The organism is Photorhabdus namnaonensis, from assembly GCF_001684335.1.
Lineage (GTDB): Bacteria > Pseudomonadota > Gammaproteobacteria > Enterobacterales > Enterobacteriaceae > Photorhabdus > Photorhabdus namnaonensis.
This window is the reverse complement of the sequence record NZ_LOIC01000038.1, coordinates 1-25,728: the sequence shown is the minus strand read 5'-3', so window position 1 is coordinate 25,728 and position 25,728 is coordinate 1. Positions and strand designations below refer to the sequence as shown.

27 protein-coding genes and 4 pseudogenes are annotated in these 25,728 nt (G+C 46.5%); 11 read left to right on the top strand and 20 right to left on the bottom strand.

Going from position 1 to position 25,728, the window contains the following annotated elements:
• The 5 genes from Phpb_RS27220 to Phpb_RS07780 all read left to right on the top strand — a co-directional run.
• Positions 1–1,399, top strand: a 1,399-nt coding sequence (locus tag Phpb_RS27220) for a VENN motif pre-toxin domain-containing protein (RefSeq protein ID WP_276204257.1), incomplete at its 5' end; no start/stop codon positions are given.
• Positions 1,396–1,764 (top strand): hypothetical protein, encoded by a 369-nt coding sequence (locus Phpb_RS07795; protein WP_036771428.1) that lies wholly within the window; start codon positions 1,396–1,398, stop codon positions 1,762–1,764. The genes Phpb_RS27220 and Phpb_RS07795, both read left to right, overlap by 4 nt.
• 214 nt (positions 1,765–1,978) lie before the next feature.
• The gene (locus Phpb_RS26665) at positions 1,979–2,932 is read left to right on the top strand and encodes a hypothetical protein (RefSeq protein ID WP_065389855.1); all 954 of its coding nucleotides are present in this window, start codon (positions 1,979–1,981) and stop codon (positions 2,930–2,932) included.
• A gap of 1 nt (position 2,933) precedes the next feature.
• Positions 2,934–3,269: a hypothetical protein gene (locus Phpb_RS07785; protein ID WP_036807896.1), complete on the top strand. Its 336-nt coding sequence runs from the start codon at positions 2,934–2,936 to the stop codon at positions 3,267–3,269.
• A 208-nt stretch (positions 3,270–3,477) separates the two neighbouring features.
• On the top strand, positions 3,478–4,416 hold the full coding sequence (locus Phpb_RS07780; RefSeq protein ID WP_065389854.1) for an Rpn family recombination-promoting nuclease/putative transposase: 939 nt from the start codon (positions 3,478–3,480) through the stop codon (positions 4,414–4,416).
• Between the two features lie 346 nt (positions 4,417–4,762).
• Here Phpb_RS07780 and Phpb_RS07775 read toward each other — a convergent pair whose 3' ends face one another.
• Positions 4,763–5,125 (bottom strand): hypothetical protein, encoded by a 363-nt coding sequence (locus Phpb_RS07775; protein WP_011145448.1) that lies wholly within the window; start codon positions 5,123–5,125, stop codon positions 4,763–4,765.
• Positions 5,126–5,380: 255 nt separating this feature from the next.
• Positions 5,381–5,611 carry a helix-turn-helix domain-containing protein gene (locus Phpb_RS07770; protein ID WP_046396484.1) on the bottom strand — a complete coding sequence of 77 codons (231 nt, stop codon included), beginning with the start codon at positions 5,609–5,611 and terminating at the stop codon, positions 5,381–5,383.
• Between the two features lie 202 nt (positions 5,612–5,813).
• Between Phpb_RS07770 and Phpb_RS07765 the strand changes: the two genes are divergently transcribed.
• Positions 5,814–6,368: a transcriptional regulator gene (locus Phpb_RS07765; RefSeq protein WP_058589720.1), complete on the top strand. Its 555-nt coding sequence runs from the start codon at positions 5,814–5,816 to the stop codon at positions 6,366–6,368.
• A gap of 197 nt (positions 6,369–6,565) precedes the next feature.
• Here Phpb_RS07765 and Phpb_RS25985 read toward each other — a convergent pair whose 3' ends face one another.
• Positions 6,566–6,724, bottom strand: a complete 159-nt coding sequence (locus Phpb_RS25985; RefSeq protein ID WP_021324431.1) for a hypothetical protein — start codon at positions 6,722–6,724, stop codon at positions 6,566–6,568.
• 519 nt (positions 6,725–7,243) lie between these two features.
• On the opposite strand from Phpb_RS25985, the gene Phpb_RS07760 reads away from it, so the two are divergent.
• Both Phpb_RS07760 and Phpb_RS07755 read left to right on the top strand, forming a co-directional pair.
• Entirely contained in the window at positions 7,244–8,257 is a 1,014-nt protein-coding gene (locus Phpb_RS07760; RefSeq protein WP_165603278.1) for an Abi family protein, read from the top strand.
• A gap of 1,024 nt (positions 8,258–9,281) precedes the next feature.
• Positions 9,282–9,680 carry a hypothetical protein gene (locus Phpb_RS07755; protein ID WP_065389852.1) on the top strand — a complete coding sequence of 133 codons (399 nt, stop codon included), beginning with the start codon at positions 9,282–9,284 and terminating at the stop codon, positions 9,678–9,680.
• A 39-nt stretch (positions 9,681–9,719) separates the two neighbouring features.
• Here the strand turns inward: Phpb_RS07755 and Phpb_RS07750 are convergent, their stop codons facing one another.
• The 14 genes and pseudogenes from Phpb_RS07750 to Phpb_RS07685 all read right to left on the bottom strand — a co-directional run bounded on the left by Phpb_RS07750 (position 9,720) and on the right by Phpb_RS07685 (position 22,149).
• A complete protein-coding gene (locus tag Phpb_RS07750; protein ID WP_065389851.1) occupies positions 9,720–11,219 on the bottom strand; it encodes a conjugal transfer protein TraG N-terminal domain-containing protein in 1,500 nt (499 codons plus the stop codon).
• Positions 11,216–11,587 carry a hypothetical protein gene (locus tag Phpb_RS07745; protein ID WP_065389850.1) on the bottom strand — a complete coding sequence of 124 codons (372 nt, stop codon included), beginning with the start codon at positions 11,585–11,587 and terminating at the stop codon, positions 11,216–11,218. The genes Phpb_RS07750 and Phpb_RS07745 overlap by 4 nt, the downstream gene beginning before the upstream one ends.
• A gap of 2 nt (positions 11,588–11,589) precedes the next feature.
• On the bottom strand, positions 11,590–13,017 hold the full coding sequence (locus Phpb_RS07740; protein ID WP_065389849.1) for an integrating conjugative element protein: 1,428 nt from the start codon (positions 13,015–13,017) through the stop codon (positions 11,590–11,592).
• 15 nt (positions 13,018–13,032) lie between these two features.
• A complete protein-coding gene (locus Phpb_RS07735) occupies positions 13,033–13,974 on the bottom strand; it encodes a TIGR03756 family integrating conjugative element protein (RefSeq protein ID WP_165603279.1) in 942 nt (313 codons plus the stop codon).
• 53 nt (positions 13,975–14,027) lie between these two features.
• Complete coding sequence (locus tag Phpb_RS07730) at positions 14,028–14,438, bottom strand: TIGR03757 family integrating conjugative element protein (protein ID WP_046396489.1); 411 nt, start codon at positions 14,436–14,438, stop codon at positions 14,028–14,030.
• Positions 14,435–17,317: a conjugative transfer ATPase gene (locus tag Phpb_RS07725; RefSeq protein ID WP_082302546.1), complete on the bottom strand. Its 2,883-nt coding sequence runs from the start codon at positions 17,315–17,317 to the stop codon at positions 14,435–14,437. The genes Phpb_RS07730 and Phpb_RS07725 overlap by 4 nt, the downstream gene beginning before the upstream one ends.
• Entirely contained in the window at positions 17,314–17,718 is a 405-nt protein-coding gene (locus Phpb_RS07720) for a TIGR03751 family conjugal transfer lipoprotein (protein ID WP_036808499.1), read from the bottom strand. The genes Phpb_RS07725 and Phpb_RS07720 overlap by 4 nt, the downstream gene beginning before the upstream one ends.
• Positions 17,719–17,728: 10 nt before the next feature.
• Positions 17,729–19,205, bottom strand: a pseudogene (locus Phpb_RS07715) (TIGR03752 family integrating conjugative element protein).
• Positions 19,195–20,055, bottom strand: a complete 861-nt coding sequence (locus tag Phpb_RS07710) for a TIGR03749 family integrating conjugative element protein (RefSeq protein WP_229000742.1) — start codon at positions 20,053–20,055, stop codon at positions 19,195–19,197. Before Phpb_RS07710 ends, Phpb_RS07715 begins: the two are co-directional and overlap by 11 nt.
• A gap of 59 nt (positions 20,056–20,114) precedes the next feature.
• Entirely contained in the window at positions 20,115–20,771 is a 657-nt protein-coding gene (locus Phpb_RS07705) for a PFL_4703 family integrating conjugative element protein (protein WP_065389846.1), read from the bottom strand.
• A complete protein-coding gene (locus Phpb_RS07700; protein WP_065389845.1) occupies positions 20,768–21,145 on the bottom strand; it encodes a TIGR03750 family conjugal transfer protein in 378 nt (125 codons plus the stop codon). Before Phpb_RS07700 ends, Phpb_RS07705 begins: the two co-directional genes overlap by 4 nt.
• Positions 21,146–21,163: 18 nt before the next feature.
• Positions 21,164–21,550: a TIGR03745 family integrating conjugative element membrane protein gene (locus Phpb_RS07695; RefSeq protein WP_240492450.1), complete on the bottom strand. Its 387-nt coding sequence runs from the start codon at positions 21,548–21,550 to the stop codon at positions 21,164–21,166.
• A gap of 39 nt (positions 21,551–21,589) precedes the next feature.
• The gene (locus Phpb_RS07690) at positions 21,590–21,826 is read right to left on the bottom strand and encodes a TIGR03758 family integrating conjugative element protein (protein ID WP_036807926.1); all 237 of its coding nucleotides are present in this window, start codon (positions 21,824–21,826) and stop codon (positions 21,590–21,592) included.
• On the bottom strand, positions 21,823–22,149 hold the full coding sequence (locus Phpb_RS07685; RefSeq protein WP_065389843.1) for an integrative conjugative element protein, RAQPRD family: 327 nt from the start codon (positions 22,147–22,149) through the stop codon (positions 21,823–21,825). The genes Phpb_RS07690 and Phpb_RS07685 overlap by 4 nt, the downstream gene beginning before the upstream one ends.
• Before the next feature lie 195 nt (positions 22,150–22,344).
• On the opposite strand from Phpb_RS07685, the pseudogene Phpb_RS07680 reads away from it, so the two are divergent.
• Positions 22,345–22,806 (top strand): annotated as a pseudogene (locus tag Phpb_RS07680) (IS1595 family transposase); the annotation flags it as partial.
• Positions 22,803–22,997: pseudogene (locus tag Phpb_RS23620) on the top strand (transposase); the annotation flags it as partial. The pseudogenes Phpb_RS07680 and Phpb_RS23620, both read left to right, overlap by 4 nt.
• Positions 22,998–23,073: 76 nt before the next feature.
• Here the strand turns inward: Phpb_RS23620 and Phpb_RS07675 are convergent.
• From Phpb_RS07675 to Phpb_RS07665, 3 genes are all read right to left on the bottom strand, one after another.
• Positions 23,074–23,373 (bottom strand): helix-turn-helix domain-containing protein, encoded by a 300-nt coding sequence (locus Phpb_RS07675; protein WP_065389842.1) that lies wholly within the window; start codon positions 23,371–23,373, stop codon positions 23,074–23,076.
• Between the two features lie 2 nt (positions 23,374–23,375).
• The gene (locus Phpb_RS07670; RefSeq protein ID WP_021324372.1) at positions 23,376–23,726 is read right to left on the bottom strand and encodes a type II toxin-antitoxin system RelE/ParE family toxin; all 351 of its coding nucleotides are present in this window, start codon (positions 23,724–23,726) and stop codon (positions 23,376–23,378) included.
• Positions 23,727–24,139: 413 nt separating this feature from the next.
• On the bottom strand, positions 24,140–24,886 hold the full coding sequence (locus Phpb_RS07665; RefSeq protein WP_240492449.1) for a DNA-processing protein DprA: 747 nt from the start codon (positions 24,884–24,886) through the stop codon (positions 24,140–24,142).
• Positions 24,887–25,301: 415 nt separating this feature from the next.
• Between Phpb_RS07665 and Phpb_RS26655 the strand changes: the two are divergent.
• Positions 25,302–25,643, top strand: a pseudogene (locus tag Phpb_RS26655) (PDDEXK nuclease domain-containing protein).
• Positions 25,644–25,728: the final 85 nt, after the last annotated feature.

The window sequence follows — 25,728 nt, the reverse complement described above, 5'->3', positions numbered from 1 at the left end:
GGCGAAAGCGAAACTGAATCATATCAGTGAACCGGACAAAGCCGCCGCCAGAAAAAAACTGGTCGACAGCGGCAATCCACACCCGACTTCGGCGGATATCAATAAGCAAGTTTATGACACCGCTTACACACAGGCGCTGAATGACTCGGGCTTGGGGACCGGCGGAACCTATCAGAAAGCCCTACAGGCGGCTACGGCAGCCATTCAGGGTTTAGCGGGCAACAATCTCGGTCAGGCGCTGGCCGGGGGCGCTTCACCGTATCTGGCGGGCGTGATAAAAGAGCTAACGACTGATCCGCAAACCCATCAGGTGGATATCGCCACCAATACGCTGGCCCATGCGATTTTAGGCGCGGTGGCGGCGGAAGTGAGCGGTAACAATGCCCTGTCAGGGGCAGCCGGTGCGGTTTCGGGTGAACTGGCGGCTCAGGTCCTGATTAAGCAGCTTTACGGCGACGGAGCAAAAGTCAGTCAATTAACGGAGGAACAGAAACAGACCATCAGCACCCTCTCCACCCTGGCGGCAGGACTGGCGGGCGGCATTGCCGGTGACTCCACCGCCAGCGCCCTCACCGGGGCGCAGGCTGGGAAGAATTCGGTGGACAACAACCACCTCAGTGTGGAGAAGAACCAATCGCGCAGTGAGGAACTGGTTAATTGTCAGGGTGATACCAGTTGCCGTTCTGCCGTTAGGGATAAATATCGGCAGGAGTATGACAAGGTTCAGGAGCGGATAGCAACGTGTTCAGGAGCTGACCAGTGCGTTGCCGTTGCCAAAGAGCTGCGGGCATTGCAAGGTGACTACAGTGCTCGAATAGGCGAAATTCAGGAAAAAGCCAGAATGCAGGGGCTGGATTCCCTCACGCCAGCAGAAGTGCGGGAATGGGCAGATTTACGCGGTGCGATGTCGAATATTGACGCATCACGGAATTTGGTACTCCATCGTGCCCAAGTCACAGGGGGCTCAGAAGAAACCACCCAAGAAATCGTGAAGATTATGGGTCAAACGGGAATTGCGGCGTCTGCGGGAGTGGCCGGAGGGATCAGTAAAGCAGGAGCAAAAGGCCGCGGGGATGTCGGAAAAGGCAAACAACCGTATCAACCGAATCAGGGGGCTGTTGGTAATATGGGAGAATTCTTCAGGCAGCCAGGGTTTGGGAGCAAAGCGAAATCGAATTCACAAAAAACAAGTAAAATGTATGATGGTCAGAGTATTTACCAAGCTTCAAGTGATATTGGGACTCATATCAAAAAAGGTGATCAATTTTATTTGGATGGTGATCATAAGAACCACTTGGAAATCTTTGACAAAAGAGGGAACTTTAAGGTTGTTATCAACCTTGATGGAAGCATTAATCAAGCCAAAACAGACAAGGCTATAGGTAGGAAATTGAAATGAGTGGTTTGGATCAAATCAAACGTGCAATATTAGAACTGTCAAAAATTAGTGCTGCTGATTTTAAGTTTGTTGATTCAGATTGGAGTATCGATTATCGGTTAGATCTTGATAAGAGACTGCAAGAAGACTTAGCTAAGTTAGAGATAGAACTGAATTTATTGACAGATGCAATCCAAAGGAAAGATATGATAACGGCTAAGTGTGCTTTAGTTATGGCTCGAGTTATTTCACTTGATTTATCAAATTTTTTCCTGAATCTTTTTGAAGATATTGAAAAAGTTGGTTGGGGTGAACAATGTGAATTACCTTCTATTCCAGAAGATTACGTAATCCCAGATCATTACAACTATCCACCTAATAAATGAACATCGATCCCCGCTATTGTGAACTGCCCCCCCAAATGTTAGACAATTATCCGACATTTAAAAGGGGCAGTTTATTACGCCTGAGAAAAGTGGCTTATCAGGCTAAAAAGTCGCGTCGGGGAGTTGTGGGTTCAGCATCAAACCACACTGGGAAAAATAGGTTGTAACTGACTGAGGGTATTAGGAAAATCGGCGTTCGGTAATCAACTTCGCAATGGAATGGGTTGTTGTCGATAACAATCACCTAAGTGTGGAGAAGAATCAATCGCGCAGTGAGGAACTGGTTAATTGTCAGGGTGATAGCAGTTGCCGCTCTGCCGTTAGGGATAAATATCGGCAGGAGTATGACAAGGTTCAGGAACGGATAGCAACTTGTTCAGGCGCTGACCAGTGCGTTGCTGTTGCCAAAGAACTGCGGGCATTGCAAGGTGATTACAGCGCACGAATAGGCGAAATTCAGGAAAAAGCCAGAATGCAGGGGCTGGATTCCCTCACGCCGGCAGAAGTACGAGAATGGGCAGATTTACGCGGTGCGATGTCGAATATTGATGCATCACGGAATTTAGTACTCCATCGTGCCCAAGTCACCGGCGGCTCAGAAGAACCCCCCCAGGAAATCGTGAAGATTATGGGGCAGACGGGGATTGCGGCGTCTGCGGGGGTGGCCGGTGGGATTAGTAAGGCAGGTAAGAGTACCATCAATGCAGCCCAAGGTCAGCTGGTTAATACCGAAAAAGGGAAGGAAATCTCTACTGTCAATGGATATAAAATTTCAAACGGTGCTGATAATGTAATTGCTAAAACAAATTTAGATCACCCAATTGTTCAATCTCGTATCAATGTTCAAAATGGTGACTCTAAGGCTGGTTGGGAGCATGTTATTAAACGTCATTTTTCTGGTAAAGATAACGCGAGTCAATTTACTATCAGTCAGTCTGAAGTGAAAAATATCCTTAAGAGTTCAGAAGTTACAAAAATACCTATTAGTAATACTCGTATTTCAATTAATAAGACAACTGGTCAAAAAGAGATTCTTTATGAACGAGTAATTACTTTTGATAGAAATATAGGTGTCGATAAATTTAGTGATGGAAAACCAACAAATACTATGACAATTCTTACAGATAAACATGGTAATTTGATAACAGCAACTCCGGGAAAGATGTAATATGAATGTAGATGAATTAGCAAAAAAGATGTTGGTTGATTTTAAGTTGTTAGAACAAAACAATATTATCCCTTTTTTAAAAAAAGAGTTTGGGGTTGTTAATTCAGCTTATTTCTTAGGTCAGGGTATAGATCAAGGTGTAGATATTTATACTTATCTTGTTAATGGTAAGTATGTTATTGAATTTGATGTATCTAGAATGGATAACACCATAACTAAAAATGAAATTATATCTGTAGAGGAGTATGCAAAAACAATACAAGGTAAAGGCAAAACAAAAAAAGATGCCCGTGATAACTTAAAAATTGTTATGGAAAAAGCTAATAAAATCAATTAATACATTTTATGTATCAAAAAGCCTTGTTCTGTTAGAGCAAGGTTCTCTTGATTTATGGATGCGTATTGACCTAGGTAGGAGTAAAAATTACAAATGTGGGGTTGGTTTCTGTCGAGGGTCATTTAACCTTTTACCTGAACTGATCTCTCTGTGAACCTCCGGAGAATATGTTAAAATGAGTATCGGGGTTACAGGGATATGATGAACAATGAAGAAGAACACTACGCCAACATTACATGATGCTATTTTTAAGCAGTTTCTGACGCATCCAGATACGGCCAGAGATTTTCTACAGTTCCATTTACCACTAACTCTGCTGAAGGTTTGTGATCTGAATACGCTGCAACTGGTATCGGGAAGCTTCATTGAAGACGATCTGCGGCCATACTACAGTGACGTTTTGTATTCACTGAAAACGGGTAAGGGTGACGGTTATGTATACTGTCTGATTGAACATCAAAACTCGCCTGATAAACACATGGCTTTTCGGATGTTGCGTTATGCCATTGCTGCCATGCAACGTCATCTTGATGCTGGTCATAAAACATTACCGTTGGTGATACCCGTACTATTCTACCAGGGAAAGATCAGTCCGTATCCGTATCCGATGAATTGGCTTTTGGAGTTCGATGATCCGGAACTTGCCGGCGAGCTGTACAATAAAGATTTTCCGCTGGTTGATATTACCGTTATTCCGGACGACGAAATAATGAAACATCGTCGTATGGCTGTGCTCGAAATGTTGCAGAAACACATTCGCCAGCGTGATCTGACCGAGCTGCTTGACCAGCTGGTAACATTGTTACTGGAAGGATATACCACGCAGGAACAACTGATATCTGTGATAAACTATATGCTGCAGGCGGGAGAATCTCACGATCCGGCTGCTTTGCTAAACACTCTGGCATCACGTGTGCCACAGCATGAGGAAGCTCTGATGACTATCGCTGAAAAACTCCGCCTCGAGGGCGAACAACGCGGGATTCGGAAAGGGATTCAGTTGGGTGAACAGAAAGGACGTGAAGAAGGCGTGCGGCTGGGTAAACTCGACGTTGCCCACAGCCTTCTGAAAATGGGGATGCCTCGCGAGGCTGTTCTCGAAGCGACTGGCTTATCTGAAGACGATTTGGCGCAGATCCGTCATTGATTCTGACACCAGAAGGAATCCCATTAAGAGCGTCAGCCGCAGCAACTAACGTCCTTTTTATTAATGTGTTCATTGGTCGCGCTAGGAATAGCCGTTACTGGCTATTCCTAGCGCGACCTTTAATCAAAACGGGTAACTCTCTTCTTTTCAAATCGAAGTGTCAGATCTAATCTGAACTAATACACCACTCACAAAATACACGGGCCCATACATCAAAAGAAACTTTTACCGTGCCTCGGGAAGGGGAAAAATCAGCTCTAATGAGTATCGAACACCCTGTCGGCAATAGTTTATGCCTTTAAACCGGATAAACCATCCAAAAATTTTCCGGTTTCATTTGACAAAGCTATTTTATCTCGTTTTTCGAAGTTCTACGACGATATTCACCACTCGCTTTTTCATGCAGAGTAAACAACATCGGTAATAGAGAACTCAACGCCTCTAGGCTATGCCCGAGCTGACACAAACTCTCTGGCGTAAATTCATGGATGTTATTACTGGCAAACGACAACATTGAGTCACCAAGAAAAGTTACACCATGACACATGCCCATAGTATTTTCTTTGGATGATTCAATTAACTGACACAGTACAGTATCGCTAATACATGAAAAATCCAGTGATGCAATCGCATCCGACATGCCAGACCATAGGATATTCACATCAGATATATCACCGTCGTCGGGAGTATCAGGGACGCTACTGTGCATAATATTGCTTCCCAATTGGTTTACAAAAAATTAAAACCAAAGAAAAGTCTGTAAGCGTGGTATGTACTTCGGTTTCTACATTAGATTGTGCGTTAAATGTATAACGCTTTGAGTATGAGGATATGTTACTATTCATATTAGCCATAGCATTAGCTCTTATAATGTTGTGGTTAGGCGCTCTGATTGTGTTACAGCACTTTCAGAGCGTTGTTTTTATGGTTCCTATAACTGTCACCATATTCTTTCGCCTGGAGATCAATATCTCTTCCTTCTTTTCTGATAACGGGAAGGCCAGATTTCATCAGGTTTCTGTCCCAATGCATTTGCAATAATTGTTTCACCTTTACACCAAGGTCTTTGCAAGGCATTAGATAACGTTGACGATGCCAGCCCTGCTTCTCTAGAAATAGCTGCCAATGATGTTCCCTTTTTTCTTAAAGCAGCGATAATATCTGCTGGGTGCCAATCTTTTTTCTCCACAATAATTCTCCAATCGGGTATAACTATCTAATAATACTGTAAAACGACGAGTAACATTCTTTGCTTTAAACTCTGTTAGTAGTACGTTTTACTTCAATCTATATTTCAATTACTCTAAAAAGATATCAGTGCAGATAATCCTTGGAGGATCATTCACTGCTGTAGATTATCGTTCTATAAATAGAAATTCATTCGTAAAAAGGAAAATATGAACAATAAGACTAACGAAGCTACTTTCCTTGAAGAAGGAAAAGAAACCTTTAAAAACAGGTTAAAACAGCTTCTTAAAGGAAGGAGTCTTCGAGCTGCTTCAACAGAATGGCAAATACCTTATTCGACGTTAAATAACTACTTCGATAAAAAGACACTACCATCTCTATATGTAGCTCAGAAAATCGCTAGAATAGAAGGTGTTTCTTTGGAATGGCTAGCTTCTGGGACTCCGAATGAAAAACCTACTGATGATTCCCAAAGAGACGACACAGGCTATGGATATGATGAACTAAAAACAGCATGGTCCCTCATTTTAGATTCTCTTGATGTCAAAGAAGCAAAAACATTAATTAATTTAATGCATCGAAAAGGTATTGAAGGGATATTAACCATGATCCATGAAAAGCAAGATATCGAAGAACTTATTGATAAGCTTAAAATTAGATCAAATTTGAAACAAGCAATCAAAGTAGCTCTTGATGGGAATGAATCAACAGATAAAGAAATTTTGCGTTACATTACTACCCTGATAAGTCAAGAAAAAAATTAAACACCGTCACTTAGTGATCATAATAGCGTAGAGTTAAGCACAAGGTATAGAATGACGATACCTTTCAATTCTCGCTTAATCAGGCTAAATAGCCAATTGAGAATGCAGTACATTTAAGAAGCAGCACGGAGAAATGAGTGTGCGAGTATTAAAACAATTGGATAGAACACCCAAAGAATAATTACCAACCTAGCAAGCTAACGAAAAAAGCAGCACTCAACGATAACAGGACGCTTTGTTAACGTACCTGTACGTTCAGCCAGATCAAAAGCAGCCTTAGCTCGACGCATGCCTTCAATTTTGCGCTCTTTTACGGACATTTGCTTAAGTTCAGAAATTCGGCGTTTTGATTGCATAACCTTCCCCTATCATCACTCAGTACTACAAGCTATAAGAACCAAAAATCTGTGTTTTTTGATGTTCACAATGCTGAGAAACCACATGACTTAAAGCTTTCCTATGAATGTACCTTCTGTCAAGACAAAAGATGTACTATTATAGTACTAACAAATGCCAATATATAGGATTTCCGTATACTAATTTTTTCCTTTTAATTAAGGAGAACGAGAAAACCCCTGTTGATTTCTCAACAAGGGTTTATCCCAAATATTTTTCGGCATCAGCAGCATGATTTCCATCATCTGTGACCCTAGCACGTTACTGGCGGCAATAGCCGCAACCAGCAGAGAGAATGCTACAGCAACAAACAGATAGCGTCAAGCATCCTGCGGCAAAAACAGCAGCCCGGTTATAAATCACAAAGAATGGAAAAGAGGAAAATGAAAAGTATAGGTGAAATATCACAATCATTATTATATTATTTTAAATCATGTAAGAAAAGGATATGAATTACAATGACAGTCCAAAGTGTTCTAATGTCAATATCAGAAAGACGTATATCAACTTACAAAAGAGGCTTTAACACAGAAAATGAAGCTGAATGTTTAGGACTCTATATATGGAATAAAAGGCTCTGCGCCACTTTCTTTCCTGTATTACAACTTTTAGAAGTTTCGCTAAGAAATAGTTTATACTATGGTCACTTAGCATATCAACGGCAAAAACTTATAGATAGTGGGCTTCCCCCTGCCGCTGCTGAAATGGCAATAGACAGAAACTGGATTCAACATTTCTATTTAAATACAGAAGATAACAAATTTATAAAAAGCCGTGAGGCAGTGGAAAATGCCCTTTCTTCTATCCAAGAAGAAAAAAGAAAAGTAACTCCGGATGAATTGATTGCAAAGCTTACATTTGGTGTATGGAGTAACATTTGCTCCAATCATCATAAATCTGATAAACAGGGGTCCCTTAAAATATGGCCGGAAATGATAGATTTTGCATTCCCAGGTGAAAAAGTGACTTTCAAGCATATAACCAACGACATAAAAAAACTTAATTCTCTTCGTAATAGAATCGCTCATCATGAGCCTATATGGCATAATAGGAAAAGTTTTTCAGTTGAAGGTCACATTAATACAGTACTCAATAGTTTTAAGATGTGCTTGAACTTAATTAAGTATATTAATCCCTCTAATCTAAAAACAATTGTTATTATGGAAAGTATAGAGCAAATAACCCAACTGTGTAAAAAGGAAACTATTGAGAGATTCAAACAGGCAGCCAAAGATTTTGATCAAGTACATCCAGTAGATATAGAAGCTTGGTATAATAAAAACATTGTAGAGACAAGATTGGATGGTGTAATTGTAAAGGTTGAAGGTAAAGTGGTTTCAATAAAAGCATTTAAACATCCAAGTAATCTATTTGTTCTCAATGCCCATGGAAATCATGAAAAGAATTTACCTCACGAAATAGGTATCAACGTGAATTTCGAGCCAGACAATACAAGTGGCACATGGGTTGCAAAAAATGTTAGAAGAAAATAACAACGGCCTTTTAAAGCTAAGTAAAAAGGCAGAAATATAATAACAAACTTTATATTTTACATCTAACTGAAGTAGCTAGGCTGGCCATTTTTTTGCCACATACAGAAGAAACGCTTGCCGCCGCTTGGCTATATGTACAGTAGAGGACACAAACATAGTATGTCAAAATCTCAAACGAGAATTCAGTGATATAGTAGCTACATATATAGAAATGCTGACGACTCTAAATAATGTTTCATAATTCTGCTACACATGACCTTCTCCAACCCATTGTTATACATAGAATTATGGGTAGTATAAGATGTAGCGCTATTTTAGAATCTTATTTAGTAATAACAATGGTGATAACAGAATTATCCAGAAGAATAATGATTTATTACATTCATCTAAATCAGTACCAAAATCAAAACTATAAAATTAACTGACCTCATTGACAATCCTGATTCGACTGTAAATCATTATCCTAGATTCGTACTAGTATATTCAGCTGAGAAGTCTCTAGATTATTTAAAGATAAGGACTTTATTTTAAATAACAATAACAAAAAACCTTATCAAAACTATTAACAAACTTTCTTTTTATGATTCCAAGTTTATAGAACGCTACAACAAGCTGAGTGAAAAATGTAATAAAGGTTATTCTATTAAATTAAATATCTCCTGTTTCCTACAAAATTCCAGACAAAAATACTGACAGGTGTCCCTGATAGTTTCGCAAAGAAATACTCTTTTCGATGCATCAACCCGCCAGAAAGTTAAAAATATGACTACTCACCTTATTCGTTAAAAAAGCGTTATACACAGTTACACCGCTGATGTTGGTTCGCCTCCCCAGCTCACCAACCGCTTCCATTCACCCGACCCTTTGATGGGGTCAGGTGAATGAGCTTTATCAGCCGTGCAAATGTGCATAACACACAACTCGTTTTACGATTCATACCATAGACGCCGCTTAAATTTTTGGCTAACCTAACCAAGAAATAATTATGTTATTTATGAATACCATCTCAACAAGAGGTTACTCAATGACTGACAATCATGACACACAACGTACAATGCGTGCTCAGATTCGGGGAGCAAAAGTTGCTGGAATTTATCTCAACTTATGCCAACGTTTACGTACCTGGGATGCAAATTGTGTTACTAAAGCCCACAAACATAATCTCCCTACATGGGTAGGGCATTTGCCCATTTACTTACTTGCTGCCAGTCTGGCGACCACTTTGCTGATGGGTACATTAATGGTAGTTGGGGTTATTATGCTAATATTTGGAATAATCCTAGGTTTTTCACTGAATAAAGGTGTAATTGATAAAAAACTTACAGATGAACAAGGTTACGGAAATCAATATCGTGATGGTCCCTATGGGTGGGGCTGGTATGATGCAACCGGTTATATTGATGTCGACAATAAAGATGAATAGTTCATAAAGGAAGGGATTCCCCTCCTTAATATAATTATGTTACCTACTTATTCTATCTCCTAATTTCCCACCCGATTTCTGAATATCAGCAGAACCATTTTTCGTTGCATTTGTTACTGCGTCACCCATTTTAATTCCCGCCCACGACAACGCTCCCATCCACAATGCCGGCAACACAATAAACATCGCTCCCATCACAAAACTCATAATGATATCGTCTGTGCTATTCTGAAAACCGGCCATATTCCAGCGACTGTGCGTATCCGAACCATACAATGCCTCCAATAACCAGCTGTCCAACCAGCGTGCCAATTCCCACCAGAAGGTCAAAAAGTTCAGCGCAAACATGACAAAGGTCAGCGTAATAACCGTCTTATATTCATAGACAGCAAATACTATAATCAGCGGTAATATGATAATCACCGCCATCAGCATAACAGCCTGTACCATTGGTAATGCCTGGCGCATGGCATCAAACGCCGGAAAGGCCGCCAGACTCCCCAACGACACCCCGCCCAATGAGGCTATCCGGCCCACCGAATTCATCAGGGTAAAATCTGCGTTACCGCCGTAGCCTGCATAGACATGTCCCCCTTGAGATGCGGTCAAACTTTCCGGGCTCACCAGACGCCGTATCACCGCTTCTTTGTATTCTGACGTCTCTTTGCCCATCAGTTTCAATGCTGCCGATAGCCGAAACCACATGCCTGGCTCAACCTGAGCCATCACCCGTTTTTCCAATCCTACCTGACTGTCTGACCACCACTCCTTACAGGTCGGATATCCCCCCTGCCCCGTATTAGCCAAACCGTCATCACGGTGCGGTTTCCAGGGAAAATCCGACCAGGGCGTTTTTGACTGAAGCACATCATAATAACCCGCACTATTCAGAAACGTTTTTGACCCTAACCATTCAATATCCCGTAATACCGCTTCATCCAAAGTTCTTCCCTCGTCCCGACGTTTCCACTGATACAATGCCAGCGCATAACAGTCATGGGTGAAATCCTGTAATATCTGCGCCAGAGCCGGATTATTAATTCGCGTATACTGGACCTCAAAACGCAGTTGCCTCAGGTCGGGACGGCAGGGAAGAGAAGCTGTTGCGGCCTGAGTCACCCCTTTGGAAATCTGATGAACCAGTATCCACCAAACCGGAGCCGCCGCTGTTTTACCATCAAGCGACGATATCACGGACGCATAACCGGTTTCAGCCGGTTTCGGTGTCCAAGTGCCGCAATTTTTTGCCCGCGCGTCATCATACGTAATGGTACTCAGACTCACATTGACCAACGGCACACAGCAAGCAATCATCACCAAGAAAGCGCCATACAAGGTGTTTTCAATCCGGGTCACTGAGAGCATGCCCTTATTTCCTTCATCCTCCCCTTCTTCCCGGACTTTCAGCCAGATACCTATCATTTTGAATGTCAGCGGCAGCACAAATAACCCGGTGGCCAGCAGCACATTCCACAAGCCGTTATTCACTATCCAGCCCAGCAGGGTCAGAAAATATTCCAGATAGCTGTAAGTTGTCATGACGGCTCTCCGGAGACGAAGAACAGGGCATACTCACAACATCCCACCAATCCCAGCGAAATGAGTGCAATCCGTTTCAGAGCCGCTTTCTGTGTTAACGGCAATGGGGATCGCCAAAGCTGCCACATGAAACAGGCAATAACACTGTACATGACCAATCGCCAGGCCAGCCAGCCGTAACGGGTCGTGTACATCCAATGTTGTAAGGCATTGAATTGAGACGGATACGCCAGGCCAACTGCGGCAACAAGCAACATGCCCCCCATCATCAACGTGACGATTAACCCTCGCCTGAAATTCTGTTTCAGTCTCACGCTCAACCTTTGTGTAGTGCCAGCAGGTACCCGGATTTCACTTTGCTCAGACATCATTATTGTCCTTCACGCCCTTTCGGCGGTACGGATAAGGTGTGAATACGGCTGTCGGTATTATCGATGGATTGCCGTTGCAGATTCATTTCAACCCGATTTTGTTCACGCTCAAGCGTGGTCAGTGCGGTATTTTGTGCAATCGCCCGGCGCAACTCCATTTCATTCTTCAGGGCAGTAATTTCTCTGTCCAGTGTCGCAATACGACGATCACTCTCTGCCATAGCCTGCGCCTGCGCAGCGGCATTCGGTTCTGCCTGCCCGGTCATCAACATTCGCCGCATAGTGAGCGCAGTCTCAATGGTGTCGGCCATCGCTAACTCACTGGCCAACCGACTCACCAGCGCACCACTGTCCGGATCACGTTTCAGGGCCTGGACAACCCCGCGAGTCACCGCCAAGCTACCCGTTTTGAGTTTTGCCAGATTGACTACAGTAGGCGCATTTTCCCCGCTGACCAGTTTCATCAATTGCTCAATGTTGGTTCTGGTAGCCTCTTCCAGCATCGGCGCAAACCCCGTCCCGGCGACACTTGCACCCGGCTGGTCTTCGGTACCGCCACTGGTACACTGACGACTGTCCGTACAGGTACGAACCGAACGATCACCTAACACCCTGACGACCGCGGCGGCGGCTTCTTCACTGTTCTTGAATTTCTGGCAAGCAGCGCCATTACATTGTGTGCGGTTGACATTGGCATGGCTATTCGCCGGCAAGTTGTTCATCATATTGAAGCCGGCTTTTGCCAGATCCCGGATAGGCTGAATGGCTTTCTGCCCTTTTCCTCCCCGTTTTTCACCCCCAATCCAATTTGAACCTTGTGTACCGTCCGCAACCTCCATTTTTTGTGTCGTGCCGACCGCATCACCATTGCCGGTATTCACCAGCGTTTTGTATTCCTCCATCAACGCCGCTTTAGTCCATTTACTGCTATCCGAGAAATCCATCATACGCTGTGACATGTTCTGGCAACTCAGTTGTGATTTGTCGAACGCAATACCTGCCTGTAACACCCCGTTGGTCAGCATTTCATATAATCCCGGATTAGCACGCTGGATAACCATTGCCGGCAAACTGGCTACGGCCCCAGTAGCCCCCTGTATTACTTCCCCCATCAGGTTTTTAAACCCCGAAGTCAGGCCATTAAGCTGATTCCCTACCGTCGTTTTTAAATCAAAGTTACCGCACATCAGGTCACTGCTCCAACCGAGGTTTAATCCGCCCAGATGTTGCAGATGACTGCGGGTCGCCGGCTGCGATATCACGGATCCGCCACCTATGTTGTAAAACAGCTTGTCCGATACCGCCCCATTCAGGCTTTTCCCGTAACCTATCGGGCTGTCAGCAATGGCAAAACCTGCCGCCTGAACAACAGGAGCACGCATAAACGCCAGTGCTATCAATACAGGCAAAAATAATCGTTGTCTCATCCCATGATCCCAGTCTCAAAAATCGGTACTGTAGAGAAAAGTCTGTCCACGTCGCTGACAACAACTATAGGGTTGCCACAATGCAAAGACATAATTCCCGTCCTTTGCCGCTTCCCCGCTGTTATCCGGAAAAACAGCACAAGATGCGCTCATTTTCGGCGCTATACGTTGCCATTGATGATTCTGGCTACCCGTATTTTCGACTACTTCGCCGGGTGGCCAGTAACCCTGTTTACGGTTCCCTTGCAGGGATTGATAAACATGCCCCTGCCCGGTACGGGTGATAATGTCTGCTACCCGTTGCGCTACTACCGCAGCCGCTTTATTATCATCCTGTTGTGTCACAAACCCGCTTCGCGGATAAATATTGCCCCACATATTGCCCCGAAACGAATCACCCAGTTCACGTTTACCCGGAATAAGCGCCTCAGGATAAAATGATTCCGGCACACCGGTCCGCCAAACCAAGCTATCCAGAGTACTCAAAAAGTAAGGCACAAAAGGCGTGGCGGCACTTTTACACGCATACCCCGAAATTTTTCCGCCCATCATGGCAGTTGCCGGATGCCCAATCGCATCGGCATATTTAAAATGCAGATTATTTTTTCGGTTGCCTGGGATTTTCAACTGATGATTACCGCCGCCCACGGCTATCCCGGAAATTGCTCTCGTTACGGCATTTTCCACACCGTCAATAGTCTGGCTGACCAGAGACATTTCTCTCCAGGGATTACCGCCAGGCGCGTTATAGACGGAGACCACGGCCTGAGGAATAAAATGTTCCACTTTCACCGAGGTACGCACCTTGCACCCCCAGGGAGAACACAGCAGCCAGTAACAGAGACCTTTTATCCGCCAACTGATGCACGATACCGACGCGGCACTGGCCACAATCTGGGCCGTATTCACACTGGCAACGGCCACGGGCGCCAGAACAACCGTTAGCAGCAAGACCATGCCGAACTTTTTCAGCCGGGAATGCCATGTTAATGACGGTAAATCCGGAGATTTCATGGCTGTTTTTCCCGCTGATAGGTATCCCAAAGTAACCGGGCCTGTCTGACGTCTGTCGTACCGTACACAACAGAACCATCATCAAAAACCACTGCCGGGAACTTCTTAAGGCCCAGAGTCCAGGCATTCAGTAACCCCTGGTAAGCCTGACGAATATGTTGCCCCTGTTGATGCCACGATGGAGACTGCAAAATCTGACGGGCCTGTTTGACTGCCTGTTGAGGATCAGCGGATAACTGACCGAACAGTTGTGCTTGCAGCTGTTCGGCGCCATCAAGGTACACAACCCGGACACGTTGATCAGCATTGCGCGGTGGATGGCTTGTGTCGGTATATATCACTGTGCTGGCAAACACGGATACCGGCATTAACAACGGCAAAAGCGTCCAGAATACCCTGATATTCATAGCCTACACTCCTGCATGGCTAAGAGATCCTCATCACGCACATCCGCCTCTTTCTCAGATATCAGACCACGAGCACGGTCCAGCCTGCGCGCCACAACAAAGGCGGCATCCAATTCGCTGCAATGAAGCGCTTTCATAATCGCCCTGCGCTCTGCCTTTTCCTCTTTCTCCGTCATACCCAGCGCCAGATAGACACTGGGCGGCACCACCCGAAACAACGCCTCCACTTTTTTCGACAACACCACGCCTTCGGTGTAGCAGCCCGGGAGTTTGCTGGCTGACAGCAACACCGATTTTTGTTCTTCAGACAGCTTTTTAAAACGCGCTATCTGCTCAACTTCATCCGGCGGCATTGTCAGACACAACCACCACTCCGCCATATTGAGCATTTTCTCCGCACTATCCGGATAGTCCGCCAAATTCTGAGTAGCCAGCCACAACCAGGCGCCCAGTTTTCGCCACATCTTGACCACTTTGGTCATGTAGGGCGACAACAGCGGATTAGTGGTCAGTATATGCGCCTCATCCACCACAAAATTAATCTCCCGGTCCTCAAACTGGTCACGCTCCGCCATATTGTTGATGGTATTGACCAGAGACACCATCGCCAGCGACATCTGGGCACCATACCCTTCACGCGCCAACGTACCGAGGTCAATCAGCGTCACATCGGCTTCTGGCCACGGAGTTCCCGGACGATTAAACAATTCCCCCTCAAAACCACTGGTGAACATTGACATCGCCCCCGCCATCTCTTCGGCACGGGCACGACGCTGTTCGGTACGTAATGATCGCCCCTGTTCATCCCGCCGGCTGTCCCGGGCAATGACAGACAATGCCTTTTGCAGATCTTCCGCTATCATCTGTCGGCCATCGTCAGCACTCGCTTTTGCCGCCATCATGATAGCTTCGCGGATCATGCCCCGATCCGCCCGCGTCAGACGTTCTTCCTCTTTTTTCTCCCCGCCGGTGATCATCATGCGGGCCGCAATTTCCATTTCACCCAGAATATCGCGCTGCTCATCGTCCCCGTCGTCTTCAATTTCCTCTGCCGGCTTTTCACCCGCCAAATCCAGCTGAGAAGATGCCATTTGAAGCAATTGGTGAGCATCAGCAAACAGCGCCAGGCTGACACCACAGCCCGGTTTAATGCTGATTTTGTTGACACTCAGCCCCAGACGTTGACAGTAATCGGCAAACAGCCCAAAACTGTTGCCCGCTTCCGCCACAAATAACCGGGGACGGTGCACCGCCATCAACTGCGACAGGCTCGCACAAAGCGTAGCCGACTTCCCCGCCCCGGTCGGCCCGAACAGCAACAGATGCGCATTCTGGGTACGGTCATGTTTATTTTGCGGATCAAAGGTCAGCACATCACCGCCCCGGTTAAAAAAGCTAAGACCCGGGTTACCGGTGCCGGTCGCCCGCCCTGTCACGGGCAACAACCCGGCCACATGCTGCATCCAAGTCAACCGGGTATACCAGTGATGCTTGTCTCGTTGCGGGTTAAAACACATTGGTAAGGCACGCAGATAACCGTTTAACGGCGCGACGTCGCATTCGGGTTTGACCGGCTGCAACCCCGAGACCAACAGGGTTGCGACCAGTTGCTGATGCCGACGGTTCAAATCGTCAACATCAGCCCCCTGTAACAGAAAGGTCAGTGCAGAACGGCACAGTTTATGTCTCAGCCCCAGATGTGCCTTAGCTTCTTTTACGTCTGCGCGTACTCGCCCTGATTCAGTATTTTCTCCCACTGCATTTTTTGACAACCGGTCAAAATCCCGTTCCAACCTATCCTGGGCCGGTATGACAACGGTCAGTGAAACAAGGGTACCCGAGGGTAATAAATCCATCAGCGCATTAATATATTCACCCCGGGTCACTTCACCGGTCAGCGTCCCCGGTTCTGGTGGGCGACGCAGCCGTTCAACCGGTACCGCCCGGTGAGCAATATTATCAAACCACCATATACCGTTTTTCACGTCAGAACGTGGCGGGGTAAACCACAAAGTTTCCGTGAAGTCATTATCCTGACGCAATTCACCCGCCTGCCAGGCCGTGTAGCGGGCCTCCCAATATAGCGTCGCTTTATTAATCCAGTCTGGAGCGGGATTGAATAACCGCAGTAACCAGTGATGAACCTGTTCACCATCTTGTCGTTCACACAAAATGCTGGCGCTGGCCAGCGAGGCCGTTAGTCGGTTACAGACCTGATTAAGCAACGCTGCCGGTGACAGAGCATCCTTCTGGCCTGCCGGGACCCAGCGATAAACGACCATTCGGGTACGGCGTTGCTGTCCTCTCCAAGGTTGACCGGTAACCAATGTGTCGTTAAACAGCCCTTCAGGCCGGGCAATGCTTCGCAGATGACGTTCAGTCTCAGCCAGCCACGTTTCGGTAAAGGCTGTGCCCTGTGCCCAGGGCTTGATATATTGACGAAGCTGCATCAGCGATGACGACGAGTCATCTTCATCCTGACAAAAAAACTGTACCACCCAGGGAGAAATATCTTCTTCCTCCAGGCTGTCCTGCAACGCATCCTCCACCTGGTCACGGATCTCTTCCAGACGAGCAGCGGGGCGTCCTTCTGTCGGGACCGGAGAGACGGTATAAACCGCCCCGACTGACAGACCGTCATCCAGCAACAGACACTTTTCCTCGTCCAGGTATTCTGCCCAGGGCAAATAATCAATGATAGACGGTGAAGGGTTATACAGTGCCGCTTCATCAGCGTGCGTCATTTTGCTAGGCCGCCTCAAAGGTTCACGCCCAACAACGGTGGAAGACGACGGTAGTATGACCTCAGTTTCACCCAAAACTTGCGATAGATTACTCCGTTTACGCAAGCGGGCTTTATTCAACAGCGACCACATCACAATGCCACCGTCCGCTCACCCGGCAGAGCGTACTGCACCTGACTGTAAAACGAAAACACCGTGCTATATCCCGGCACAGGCGAATTTCCCGCAACCAAATGGGGAAAGAGATACATCACCATGTCCGGATTGGGTAGCCGTGGGAAGGTTTGACTGATTTCATTTTCCTGCGTACGGCTATAACTTTCCGTGTAATTCAGAGTAGCCTGCTGTTCCCGTTCGTTCAGCTCCCGGCGCAGTGTTTTACGGGCCTCCATCGTAATTCGTGACGACGAGACTTTCCCCTGCCACAGAGCTAGCATTGTGCTATCTCCCTGTGGAAGCATCTCTTCTTTAGACGTGCTGCAACCGGTCAGGATCGTTATCACCACCAACATCACTATTTTTCGCGCTTTATTCATACTCGTTTTCTCAGTCCAAACCATCACGGACCTCCTGTCCAAGACCAAAGTTATATTTCACCCTGCGTCCCTGTCCTTCATAATCAATCGGTATTTGCTGAGTAATGTGCACTGCTACTCTGGCACCCGGTGTTACGTAAACGGCATCAAAAGTTTGGCCATAACGGGCTTTGACCCATTCGGATACGGCCTTAAATCCTCCGGCTGCTGCTTGCCCCAAAACCGCTTTACCGGCATCCCCGGTCAGTGATGACGTCGCACCGCCATAACCGTTAGTCTGGGTGGTAAGCTGACTCTGTGACAACACATCACCCGCCGCTGTACCGCCAGAAAGAGCAAATAAGGTTGGTAAGTAACTGGCTGCATTGGATTTCCGTGTCCCGCTGATACATGGAATACCATTATCATCAGACAACCAGCCGATACTGCCGCCATGATTATCCTGAACATGATGGCTGCCATTGGTGCGATGATCCGATTTCGGCACGGTTCTGACGGTGCCGTCTGCAAAGACAAAGGTTAAGGAGGTGACATTGCCGCGCACACAAGACAAGGTCCAGTCACCGGTAGCTGTGCCCGAAACAATCGCGCCTTCCACATCCGGTAGTTCAATGCCGTTGGCAGTCAAGTTATCTTTACCTATCAGTATCTTAAGGATATGGGTCAGTGACTTTGTCATTCACCGGCACCCGGCCTAATAATGCCGTCATCGCCTGGCTGCCGACCAGCGTCGTATTTTCGGGCAGGGTATAAACGGGCCGGATAGTCTCGTTTGTATCACCCTCGGTAATGGCTTGCTGATTTTCAGTCATACCGTCATATTCCAGTTTCTGACGGCTCAATGCATTGTCTTCCAGAAATGACACGGGAAAACGGGGAGTCGCTGGTTGACCGCTCATTGCAACCTGTGAGTCAGCCGGTAACACGTCCTGTGGGGTAATCCAGACCAGCCTGTCCCCGTCTGAGGTCGTATTTTGGCCGGTATCGTCCAATCCTAATCCCAGCGGAATATCACGCTCAACCAGAGGGGTGTTTGTACTCATGCTTTTATTGCCTAACTGACGGGTCAACTGATCAAGTCGGCTGAACAGCGTTTGCTGCTCCGCTTTCAATACCTGCTGTTGCTTTTCTGTTTCCTCACGGGTGCCCGCTACCGCCTGGTTAATCTGGTCAGTCATGCTCTGACTGCCGTTTCGCCATTTCTCATTGTCCGCCAGTAATTGTGCGTTTTGTTTTTCCAGTGCCGCCTGCTGAACACGGATACTGCGCAAAGCTCCAATCAGGGTGCGCAACGTGTCTTCCGGGGTATCCCCCTCAATCCCCAATGCCAGCAGCTCCCCGGAAGACAGTTCCGCCAGGGCCTGATGACTCACTGTCTGGTTGACGGGCGTCTCTGATTGCCGACAACTCTTGATCCCCACGACCAGCCCCGCAATAACAAAAGCAGGCACGACCCACTTCACCAGACCGTTTGACTTAATTTGCATGGGGATTTCCTTGTCGCTTCATGGGCGTTTTTGACCTCACCGGTTCAGGCAGAAAGGCACGCTCAGGCCGCCCTTTCACCACCAAATAGACGGTAGTCGTGTCTTCCGGCGTGCCTGACGGTCCCAGCCAACGATGCTGAAAGGTCGCTGCTATGAATTGCCCCTGTAACCTGCGTGGATCAAGCACCACGTTCTCACGGTGGGCGTTACGTACTTTCAACGCCACCACAGCAAGGTTATCCACGCCCCAGCCCCCTAACGGGGAAACTATTACCGGCTCTGAGGGATACAATGTGGTTAATCGGGGTGGTAGCGCCAATGATACGGGGTGAATGCCGGGAACAGCTTCTACTGTACGCAGCGGCGCATACAGACTCTGCGCAGCATAACGGGTCAGGACCACCGGCAGCGGAGCCGTGTAGGACCGTTTTTGACGCCGGGCGGCCTGACGCTCACCCTCAGGAGAGGGAGACGTTGCTGACGTGTTATCCCCTTTGGCGCCGTGATGAACCTGGTGGTTGTCCGTCAGCGTGGTCACATCCCCGTGGTACACCACACGAACCGGCTCAAGGGGACCTTTTCCATTTGTAGCTGTCACATCCAGCAAAATCACTTCACCACTTTCCACATCCTGAAGTTGCAATCGGGTCTGGGTAAACGTTTCACTCGGATACAGATATACTGCGCCACCGGTGCTTTGTACCCGCAATTTGCCATTCAGCGCACTCGGAAAACCTACTCGGACATTTTTATCCACAAAAACCACCCGCTCCTGTCCGGCATGCAAGGCAACCGGCAGCGGGATACGCTCCCACTTCATCAACTCCACGGCCTCAACGGGTGAAACCATCACCAGCCCAGCGAATAATAATGCGATCAATGCCAATAATTCGACGAGTACCTGTTTTTTCACTGGAATATCCCCTTTTTCGCCGGTGCCGGCTGCGATGCGGCTTCCAGCCGTTGCGGTGTGCTGTCATAACAATCCAGTGCCAGGCCAAACGGGTTACGCTCTGCATTCCCTTGCCAACGGGTGACTTTAAGCGGGTAACGTACCAGTGCCCGTTTGACCGGCTCAGCGTGAAAATATTCATCGGCCACTAAATCTAACCGGATAACCCAGTTATCCCGGTCTTTTACCATCACATTGCTGTCACGAAAGCCCCGTTCCGGAATTTCATACACCACCCGCACGCGATCTTTTAACTCACCCACTTGTGACCGATTTTGAGCATCCTGTTCCAGAAACACCTGACAGGAGGGAGTCAGATAAGGAGAAAGCGCTGCTATTTTCGCTGGATAATCGACTTCCCCGTCTTTAGGCCAGGCATTCAATTGCTGAAAAATATAAAAACCAAAGGCATAGACCTGGGAGACCGGCACTTGCCACCACGGGCGGGTACTGCCACTACGGACATCCGGCGGCGTATAAATGGTTAACGCTCTCGGCGCCATCATCCAGCCACTCAGACTCAGTAACAACAACAAAACCAGCACACCACAGGCAGAGCGTAACGTCAGGATATGCTGGTCCCGGTTTTGAATCGCATGACGAAAACGGCTCATAACCGCCCCATTCGGGCCATTACCCGGTGATGGCGGCGCAACGACCAGCGTTGTGATGTGATAATCAGTGACGGGTCACCCAGACCCCAGCCCCGCTTTTTAACCTCCAGCCGTCGATAGAGATAATGCGCCGGTTTACCGCGTTTCATCCGGGCCAGGTATTTGCCGCCAAAGGCAATCAATAATAACGGCGCAATCAGGGCCACCGTCGGTATCATCACCCAACCCGTTACCGGTGCCAGTAACAAGCCAATGACCATGCCAGCTATCAGTCCCGTTAATGCCGTCCAGCCCAGCTCTGGGGTAGTAAATCCCCGGAACACGACAGGTTCGGCGTTAAGACGGTCAGGTAAAAAACGAATAGTCTGAACCATACTGACGCTTCCCTGTGGTTAAAAGAGAATGGCTGTCGATTTGCCCAGCAACCAGATAACCGCCACTAACAGCACCACGCCAACCACCACAATCGCGCCAAATTTAGTCCAGGAAGCTCTGTCACTGCGAACTTCAGAAAAAGTATGGATTGCCGCTGTCGCCACATTGATAAACGCGATCGCGGCAACGACCAGCCCGCCTATCACGATGCCGTCCTGCAAGTAACCTTTGACGGTATTAAAAATGCCGCCACCACTCCCGCTGGAAGGCGGTTCAACCGTTGGCAATGCCGCTGTCACGGGTTGACAAACCAGATAAGCCAGCACACTGAGTGACACTACACAGGTATTGATACGGACAAACAGGCGGAACAGTGACTGATATCCCCGGTTTAACAGATCCATTTCATTTTCCCTTTTTTCCATTACAGGTTAAAAAACCAATTAGCTGGCAAACATCCAGATAGCCATCACCAGCAACAACGCCACACGAATGACAAAACGGCTCATCGCCGCTTCACGGACCTTTTCATTGGCCCAGCCCTGCCAGACGTCCACCATTCCCCATGCCGCCCAGAGAAACAGCACCGCTATCAGTAAACCGATACAGAGAAATGGCATCACATGGGGATCGAGATTGCCGGAAGCGGCCCTGAATGCATTGCGTTGTACCTCGTTCACCGTATTCGCTCCTGACGATATTGACCGGTCACATCCAGCGCAGCCGAAGAAATCCCGGGTTGGGCACGGGAGGGGGTCAGATAGCGGTTAATGCCTTCACGGACAATATTGAGGTCCCGGTTAGCACGGAGATAATCAAAATAAAAACGGTCTGCCTGCCCCTCCTGAACGACCAAAACCCGGGCACGTTCCAAACTGGCCTGCACCTGGTCAAGCTGTCTGAGTGTGGTGGCCAGCTCATCTTTTTCCCCAGCCAGTGCAGACCCGCTCATCAGCATCGTCAATACCAAGATGCTGCGGGAAAGTAAGCGAAAATAAGCCATAGCATTACCCTAAATCAGCGTAGATATATACATCAACAGAGTGACGAAAAAGGGTAACGATTACAGTGAATAATTGTTTATCTGATTTTAAAAATTTTGGGTACTTGAATTTAAGGTTGAAACCAGGGCGGGATTCCACTTTGTATTTAACTTAAGGGGCTGTCCTAGATAAGTTATTTGATCTAGGATATCCAGATGAGAAAAAGTTGGATTAGCCAATACAAGCAAAAACGTCTTCATGGGCTCTTCGTTGCCGGAGCTACAGCTCGCACTGCAGCAAAGTTAGTCGGTGTCAACAAAACGACTTCGGCTTACTATTTTCACCGCCTCAGAGTCCTTATCGCAGGTTATGTCGATGAATATTCTATGTTTGACGGTGAAGTCGAGATAGACGAAAGCTATTTCGGCGGTAAACGTAAGGGAAAACGCAGACGAGGCTCCTCGGGGAAAGTCCCTGTTTTTGGGCTTCTCAAGCGAGGTGACAAGGTTTACACCCGCCTAATACCTAACGCTAAATCTGATACCTTAATGCCGATAATCACTGCCAGGATTAAGCCTGACAGCCTGATCTACACAGACAATTTTGCCCGCTATGATGTGTTAGATGTATCCGATTTTAAACACTATCGAATCAACCATAGTACAGAGTTTGCAGACGCTTTTTGATAGAAACGGTCATGGATCAGCTCAAAAATATTTCTCAGATAGCGCATTCAAGACACCGCAGTCAGCTCGGTTTTTTATTGGAAATCGTCGCTGGCCTAATTGCTTATACATTCCAACCTAAAAAATCAAGCTTGAATTTACGGGATTGTGATATCGCTATTTTTAAACGAAACCGAGGTTAATTAAAACAAAGTACCGGATAAAAAAACAACACCTTGTCAATAATCTGAAGAAAGCCCGCTCTGCGGACTTTCTCCCTTAAAGATGGAAAACTACGCGCTTACCCGTTGGAAGTGTCACATCAAGACTTAATTCGCCGCCTAATGCTTTCACATAGCGCTTAAGTGTTGATAGCCTTGGATCATTGTCAGCTTGTTCCATTCGAGCAACGGAAGGCTGTTTGACCCCCATAACAGCGGCCAATTCTGTTTGTGAAATTTTTAGCTCATCACGCAATTGGCTAAGGGCGATCTGGATACTGGCTTCTTCAACCCGTTCCGCGACTCGTGCCTGCATTTCAGGACTTTCTTTAGCCAACAGTTCTCTGTAAGTAGCCATGATTATTTCTCCAGTTTCGCAAGATGTTTACGGTACTCGGAATCAGCCAGCCGAATCATATCCTTATAGAAACGTTTCTCATTTAATCCCGTTTTATCGCCAGCACACAAAATAATTGCGCAGCGGGTAGGATCAAACGCAAAAAACGCTCTGATAGGATTACCAGCATGTTGTACACGCAGTTCCTTCATATTGGGGAAATCAGAACCACTCAATGTATCAACATATGGTCTGCCAAGTTTTGGGCCGAACTTTTCCAATACCCCCATAGCTTCATAGACTGACTCCCTTAGAGCATCTTCCTGAGCCAGGAACCACTCATCAAAACACTCTGTCGTTATGACTTCCCACATATCGACTCCATAGCCTATTTGTTATAATCAAGAATATAACGTATTCACTATAATTTCAACCACAGAGGCTCGATTTTATATTCTTTTTTCAACCGAAAAAGCCGAGTTTGAATTTAGATTTATTATTAACCTATTCATTTCACTGCAAACAGAACCTTTTCTGGCTGTATATTCCCCATAAAAGTAACAATAAAATTAACAAATGTCGTCCTCTGCAAGATAGTAGTGATCTCTACGACTCAATTCATCAATTTTTGCAAGACGGTAAGTCACAGATGTTCCCTAATATCCTCATAGTCTTTAACCCTTATAGCCCCTAACGCTTCATATTTTGTCGGCCAGCTAATTGAAGTATTCTTGAAACAAGATTCTAATATAAATAATTTTCTGCCTTGATTCAAAGCCGCTCTAGCTTACGTCATCGTTCCTGAGGTATCCGATGCCTCAACGATAATAGTCGCTTCAGATAATGCTGACATAGTCACATTGCGCTCAGGAAAAAACCGACGATTACTACGGTAATCTTGCTCAATATAACGTTTAAATGGTACCTGGCTAATTAGCAAATAACTTTCTCTAATTGCCTTTTGGAGTTCACTATTCTGTCTTGGGTAAATATGAGACAACGGAGTACCAATAACCGCTATTGTGTTACCTCCCAACTCCAACGCAGTCGTATGAGCAACAGTATCGACTCCCTCAGCCAAGCCAGAAATGATAGTAAGCCCATCATTCACAAGATATTTAACTAGCTTTCTTGTTCTACGGCGACCTTCATCAGATATCTTTCGTGAACCGACGACAGCCACACACCGAGTATTCACTAAATCCCACCAACCTTGATAATAAAACAATTCTATTGGGTAACGAGCATCTCTCAATTTATCAGGATATTCGCTAGCTCCGTGCACTCTAATACCTAAATGCTCCACAGAATATTTATTAAGAATATATTTCAGTGACTTTTTGACAGACTCTCTTTTTTCTTCGGGGACGAGTTCAGATGGTATCGTACCATTAGGTGCTTGCCGAAATTTATTAGCAATAGTTTTAAATGTAGCGCCCTGCTCAGTCCACAACGCTTCATATGCCGCCATCTCCTCAAATGGAGATATCGCTCGTTCGAAGGAATCTGAAGATCCAAAATCAAGTTGCAACATTTTATCCGTTCCCAATTCATGGAATAAAAGGTTACTAAGAACACCTACTACAGTAACTGCCGAAAAGGCAATACAAAAACAGGCTAAATGGTTAACTGAGTAAATGCCATTATTTTTTCTTTTTACTACCAACTACGCTCTACCGGGAGCACGCCTTGCCACGAATAGAGCAACAAGATTCCGGAAAGCCCGTATCGGCAATTGTGCCACAACCTGTGGCACAATTGCCGTGGGGTCACAACATTCTGCTGATTGAGAGGATAAAGGATCAAACCGAGCGATTCTGGTATGCAGAACAGACCCAGATACATAGAGCCGAGACTCCCTGCTTCACATCATCAAAAGCAATGCCTATGCCCGGCAGGGCTCGGCTGTCAGCAACTTCAAGAACCGGTTACCCGTATCTTAATCGGAGCTGGTACAGCAGCCCCTGAAAGATCCCTATGTTTTTGATTTCCTCACCCTATCAGAACCCTTTAAAGAATGTGAGCTGGAAACGGAGCTTCTCAAACACCTTGAAAAATTCCTACTCGAACTCGGCAAGGGCTTTGCTTTTATGGGGCGATAATATCGTATTACCGTAAGCGAACAAGATTATTACCTTGACCTGCTTTTTTATTATCTGACTTTGAGGGCCTTTGTTGTGATCGCGCTGAAACGAGGAGAGTTCAAGCCTGAACATGCCGGTAAGATGAATTTCTATTGCTCGGTGGTCGATGAGAAGCTACAACATTCCACTGAAGCCTACCATAGGTAATGAGATGGTCGCCCTCACCCTGTTAGCGATATATTGACAGCGTGTGATTTATTTTTTTAAGAGGCCATCATCATGAACACTATCG

Bases quoted from the DNA above. Each gene is read 5' to 3' on its own strand.
- Phpb_RS07775 (WP_011145448.1), bottom strand. From the start codon at position 5,125: ATGCACAGTAGCGTCCCTGATACTCCCGACGACGGTGATATATCTGAT.
- Phpb_RS07765 (WP_058589720.1), top strand. From the start codon at position 5,814: ATGAACAATAAGACTAACGAAGCTACTTTCCTTGAAGAAGGAAAAGAA.
- Phpb_RS07795 (WP_036771428.1), top strand. From the start codon at position 1,396: ATGAGTGGTTTGGATCAAATCAAACGTGCAATATTAGAACTGTCAAAA.
- Phpb_RS07750 (WP_065389851.1), bottom strand. From the start codon at position 11,219: ATGACAACTTACAGCTATCTGGAATATTTTCTGACCCTGCTGGGCTGG.
- Phpb_RS07670 (WP_021324372.1), bottom strand. From the start codon at position 23,726: ATGTGGGAAGTCATAACGACAGAGTGTTTTGATGAGTGGTTCCTGGCT.
- Phpb_RS07720 (WP_036808499.1), bottom strand. From the start codon at position 17,718: ATGAATAAAGCGCGAAAAATAGTGATGTTGGTGGTGATAACGATCCTG.
- Phpb_RS07700 (WP_065389845.1), bottom strand. From the start codon at position 21,145: ATGGTTCAGACTATTCGTTTTTTACCTGACCGTCTTAACGCCGAACCT.
- Phpb_RS07675 (WP_065389842.1), bottom strand. From the start codon at position 23,373: ATGGCTACTTACAGAGAACTGTTGGCTAAAGAAAGTCCTGAAATGCAG.
- Phpb_RS26665 (WP_065389855.1), top strand. From the start codon at position 1,979: ATGGAATGGGTTGTTGTCGATAACAATCACCTAAGTGTGGAGAAGAAT.
- Phpb_RS07780 (WP_065389854.1), top strand. From the start codon at position 3,478: ATGAAGAAGAACACTACGCCAACATTACATGATGCTATTTTTAAGCAG.
- Phpb_RS07665 (WP_240492449.1), bottom strand. From the start codon at position 24,886: ATGTTGCAACTTGATTTTGGATCTTCAGATTCCTTCGAACGAGCGATA.
- Phpb_RS07705 (WP_065389846.1), bottom strand. From the start codon at position 20,771: ATGAGCCGTTTTCGTCATGCGATTCAAAACCGGGACCAGCATATCCTG.
- Phpb_RS07735 (WP_165603279.1), bottom strand. From the start codon at position 13,974: ATGGTCTTGCTGCTAACGGTTGTTCTGGCGCCCGTGGCCGTTGCCAGT.
- Phpb_RS07760 (WP_165603278.1), top strand. From the start codon at position 7,244: ATGTCAATATCAGAAAGACGTATATCAACTTACAAAAGAGGCTTTAAC.
- Phpb_RS07755 (WP_065389852.1), top strand. From the start codon at position 9,282: ATGACTGACAATCATGACACACAACGTACAATGCGTGCTCAGATTCGG.
- Phpb_RS07695 (WP_240492450.1), bottom strand. From the start codon at position 21,550: ATGGATCTGTTAAACCGGGGATATCAGTCACTGTTCCGCCTGTTTGTC.
- Phpb_RS07785 (WP_036807896.1), top strand. From the start codon at position 2,934: ATGAATGTAGATGAATTAGCAAAAAAGATGTTGGTTGATTTTAAGTTG.
- Phpb_RS25985 (WP_021324431.1), bottom strand. From the start codon at position 6,724: ATGCAATCAAAACGCCGAATTTCTGAACTTAAGCAAATGTCCGTAAAA.
- Phpb_RS07710 (WP_229000742.1), bottom strand. From the start codon at position 20,055: ATGGTTTCACCCGTTGAGGCCGTGGAGTTGATGAAGTGGGAGCGTATC.
- Phpb_RS07685 (WP_065389843.1), bottom strand. From the start codon at position 22,149: ATGGCTTATTTTCGCTTACTTTCCCGCAGCATCTTGGTATTGACGATG.
- Phpb_RS07730 (WP_046396489.1), bottom strand. From the start codon at position 14,438: ATGAATATCAGGGTATTCTGGACGCTTTTGCCGTTGTTAATGCCGGTA.
- Phpb_RS07740 (WP_065389849.1), bottom strand. From the start codon at position 13,017: ATGAGACAACGATTATTTTTGCCTGTATTGATAGCACTGGCGTTTATG.
- Phpb_RS07745 (WP_065389850.1), bottom strand. From the start codon at position 11,587: ATGTCTGAGCAAAGTGAAATCCGGGTACCTGCTGGCACTACACAAAGG.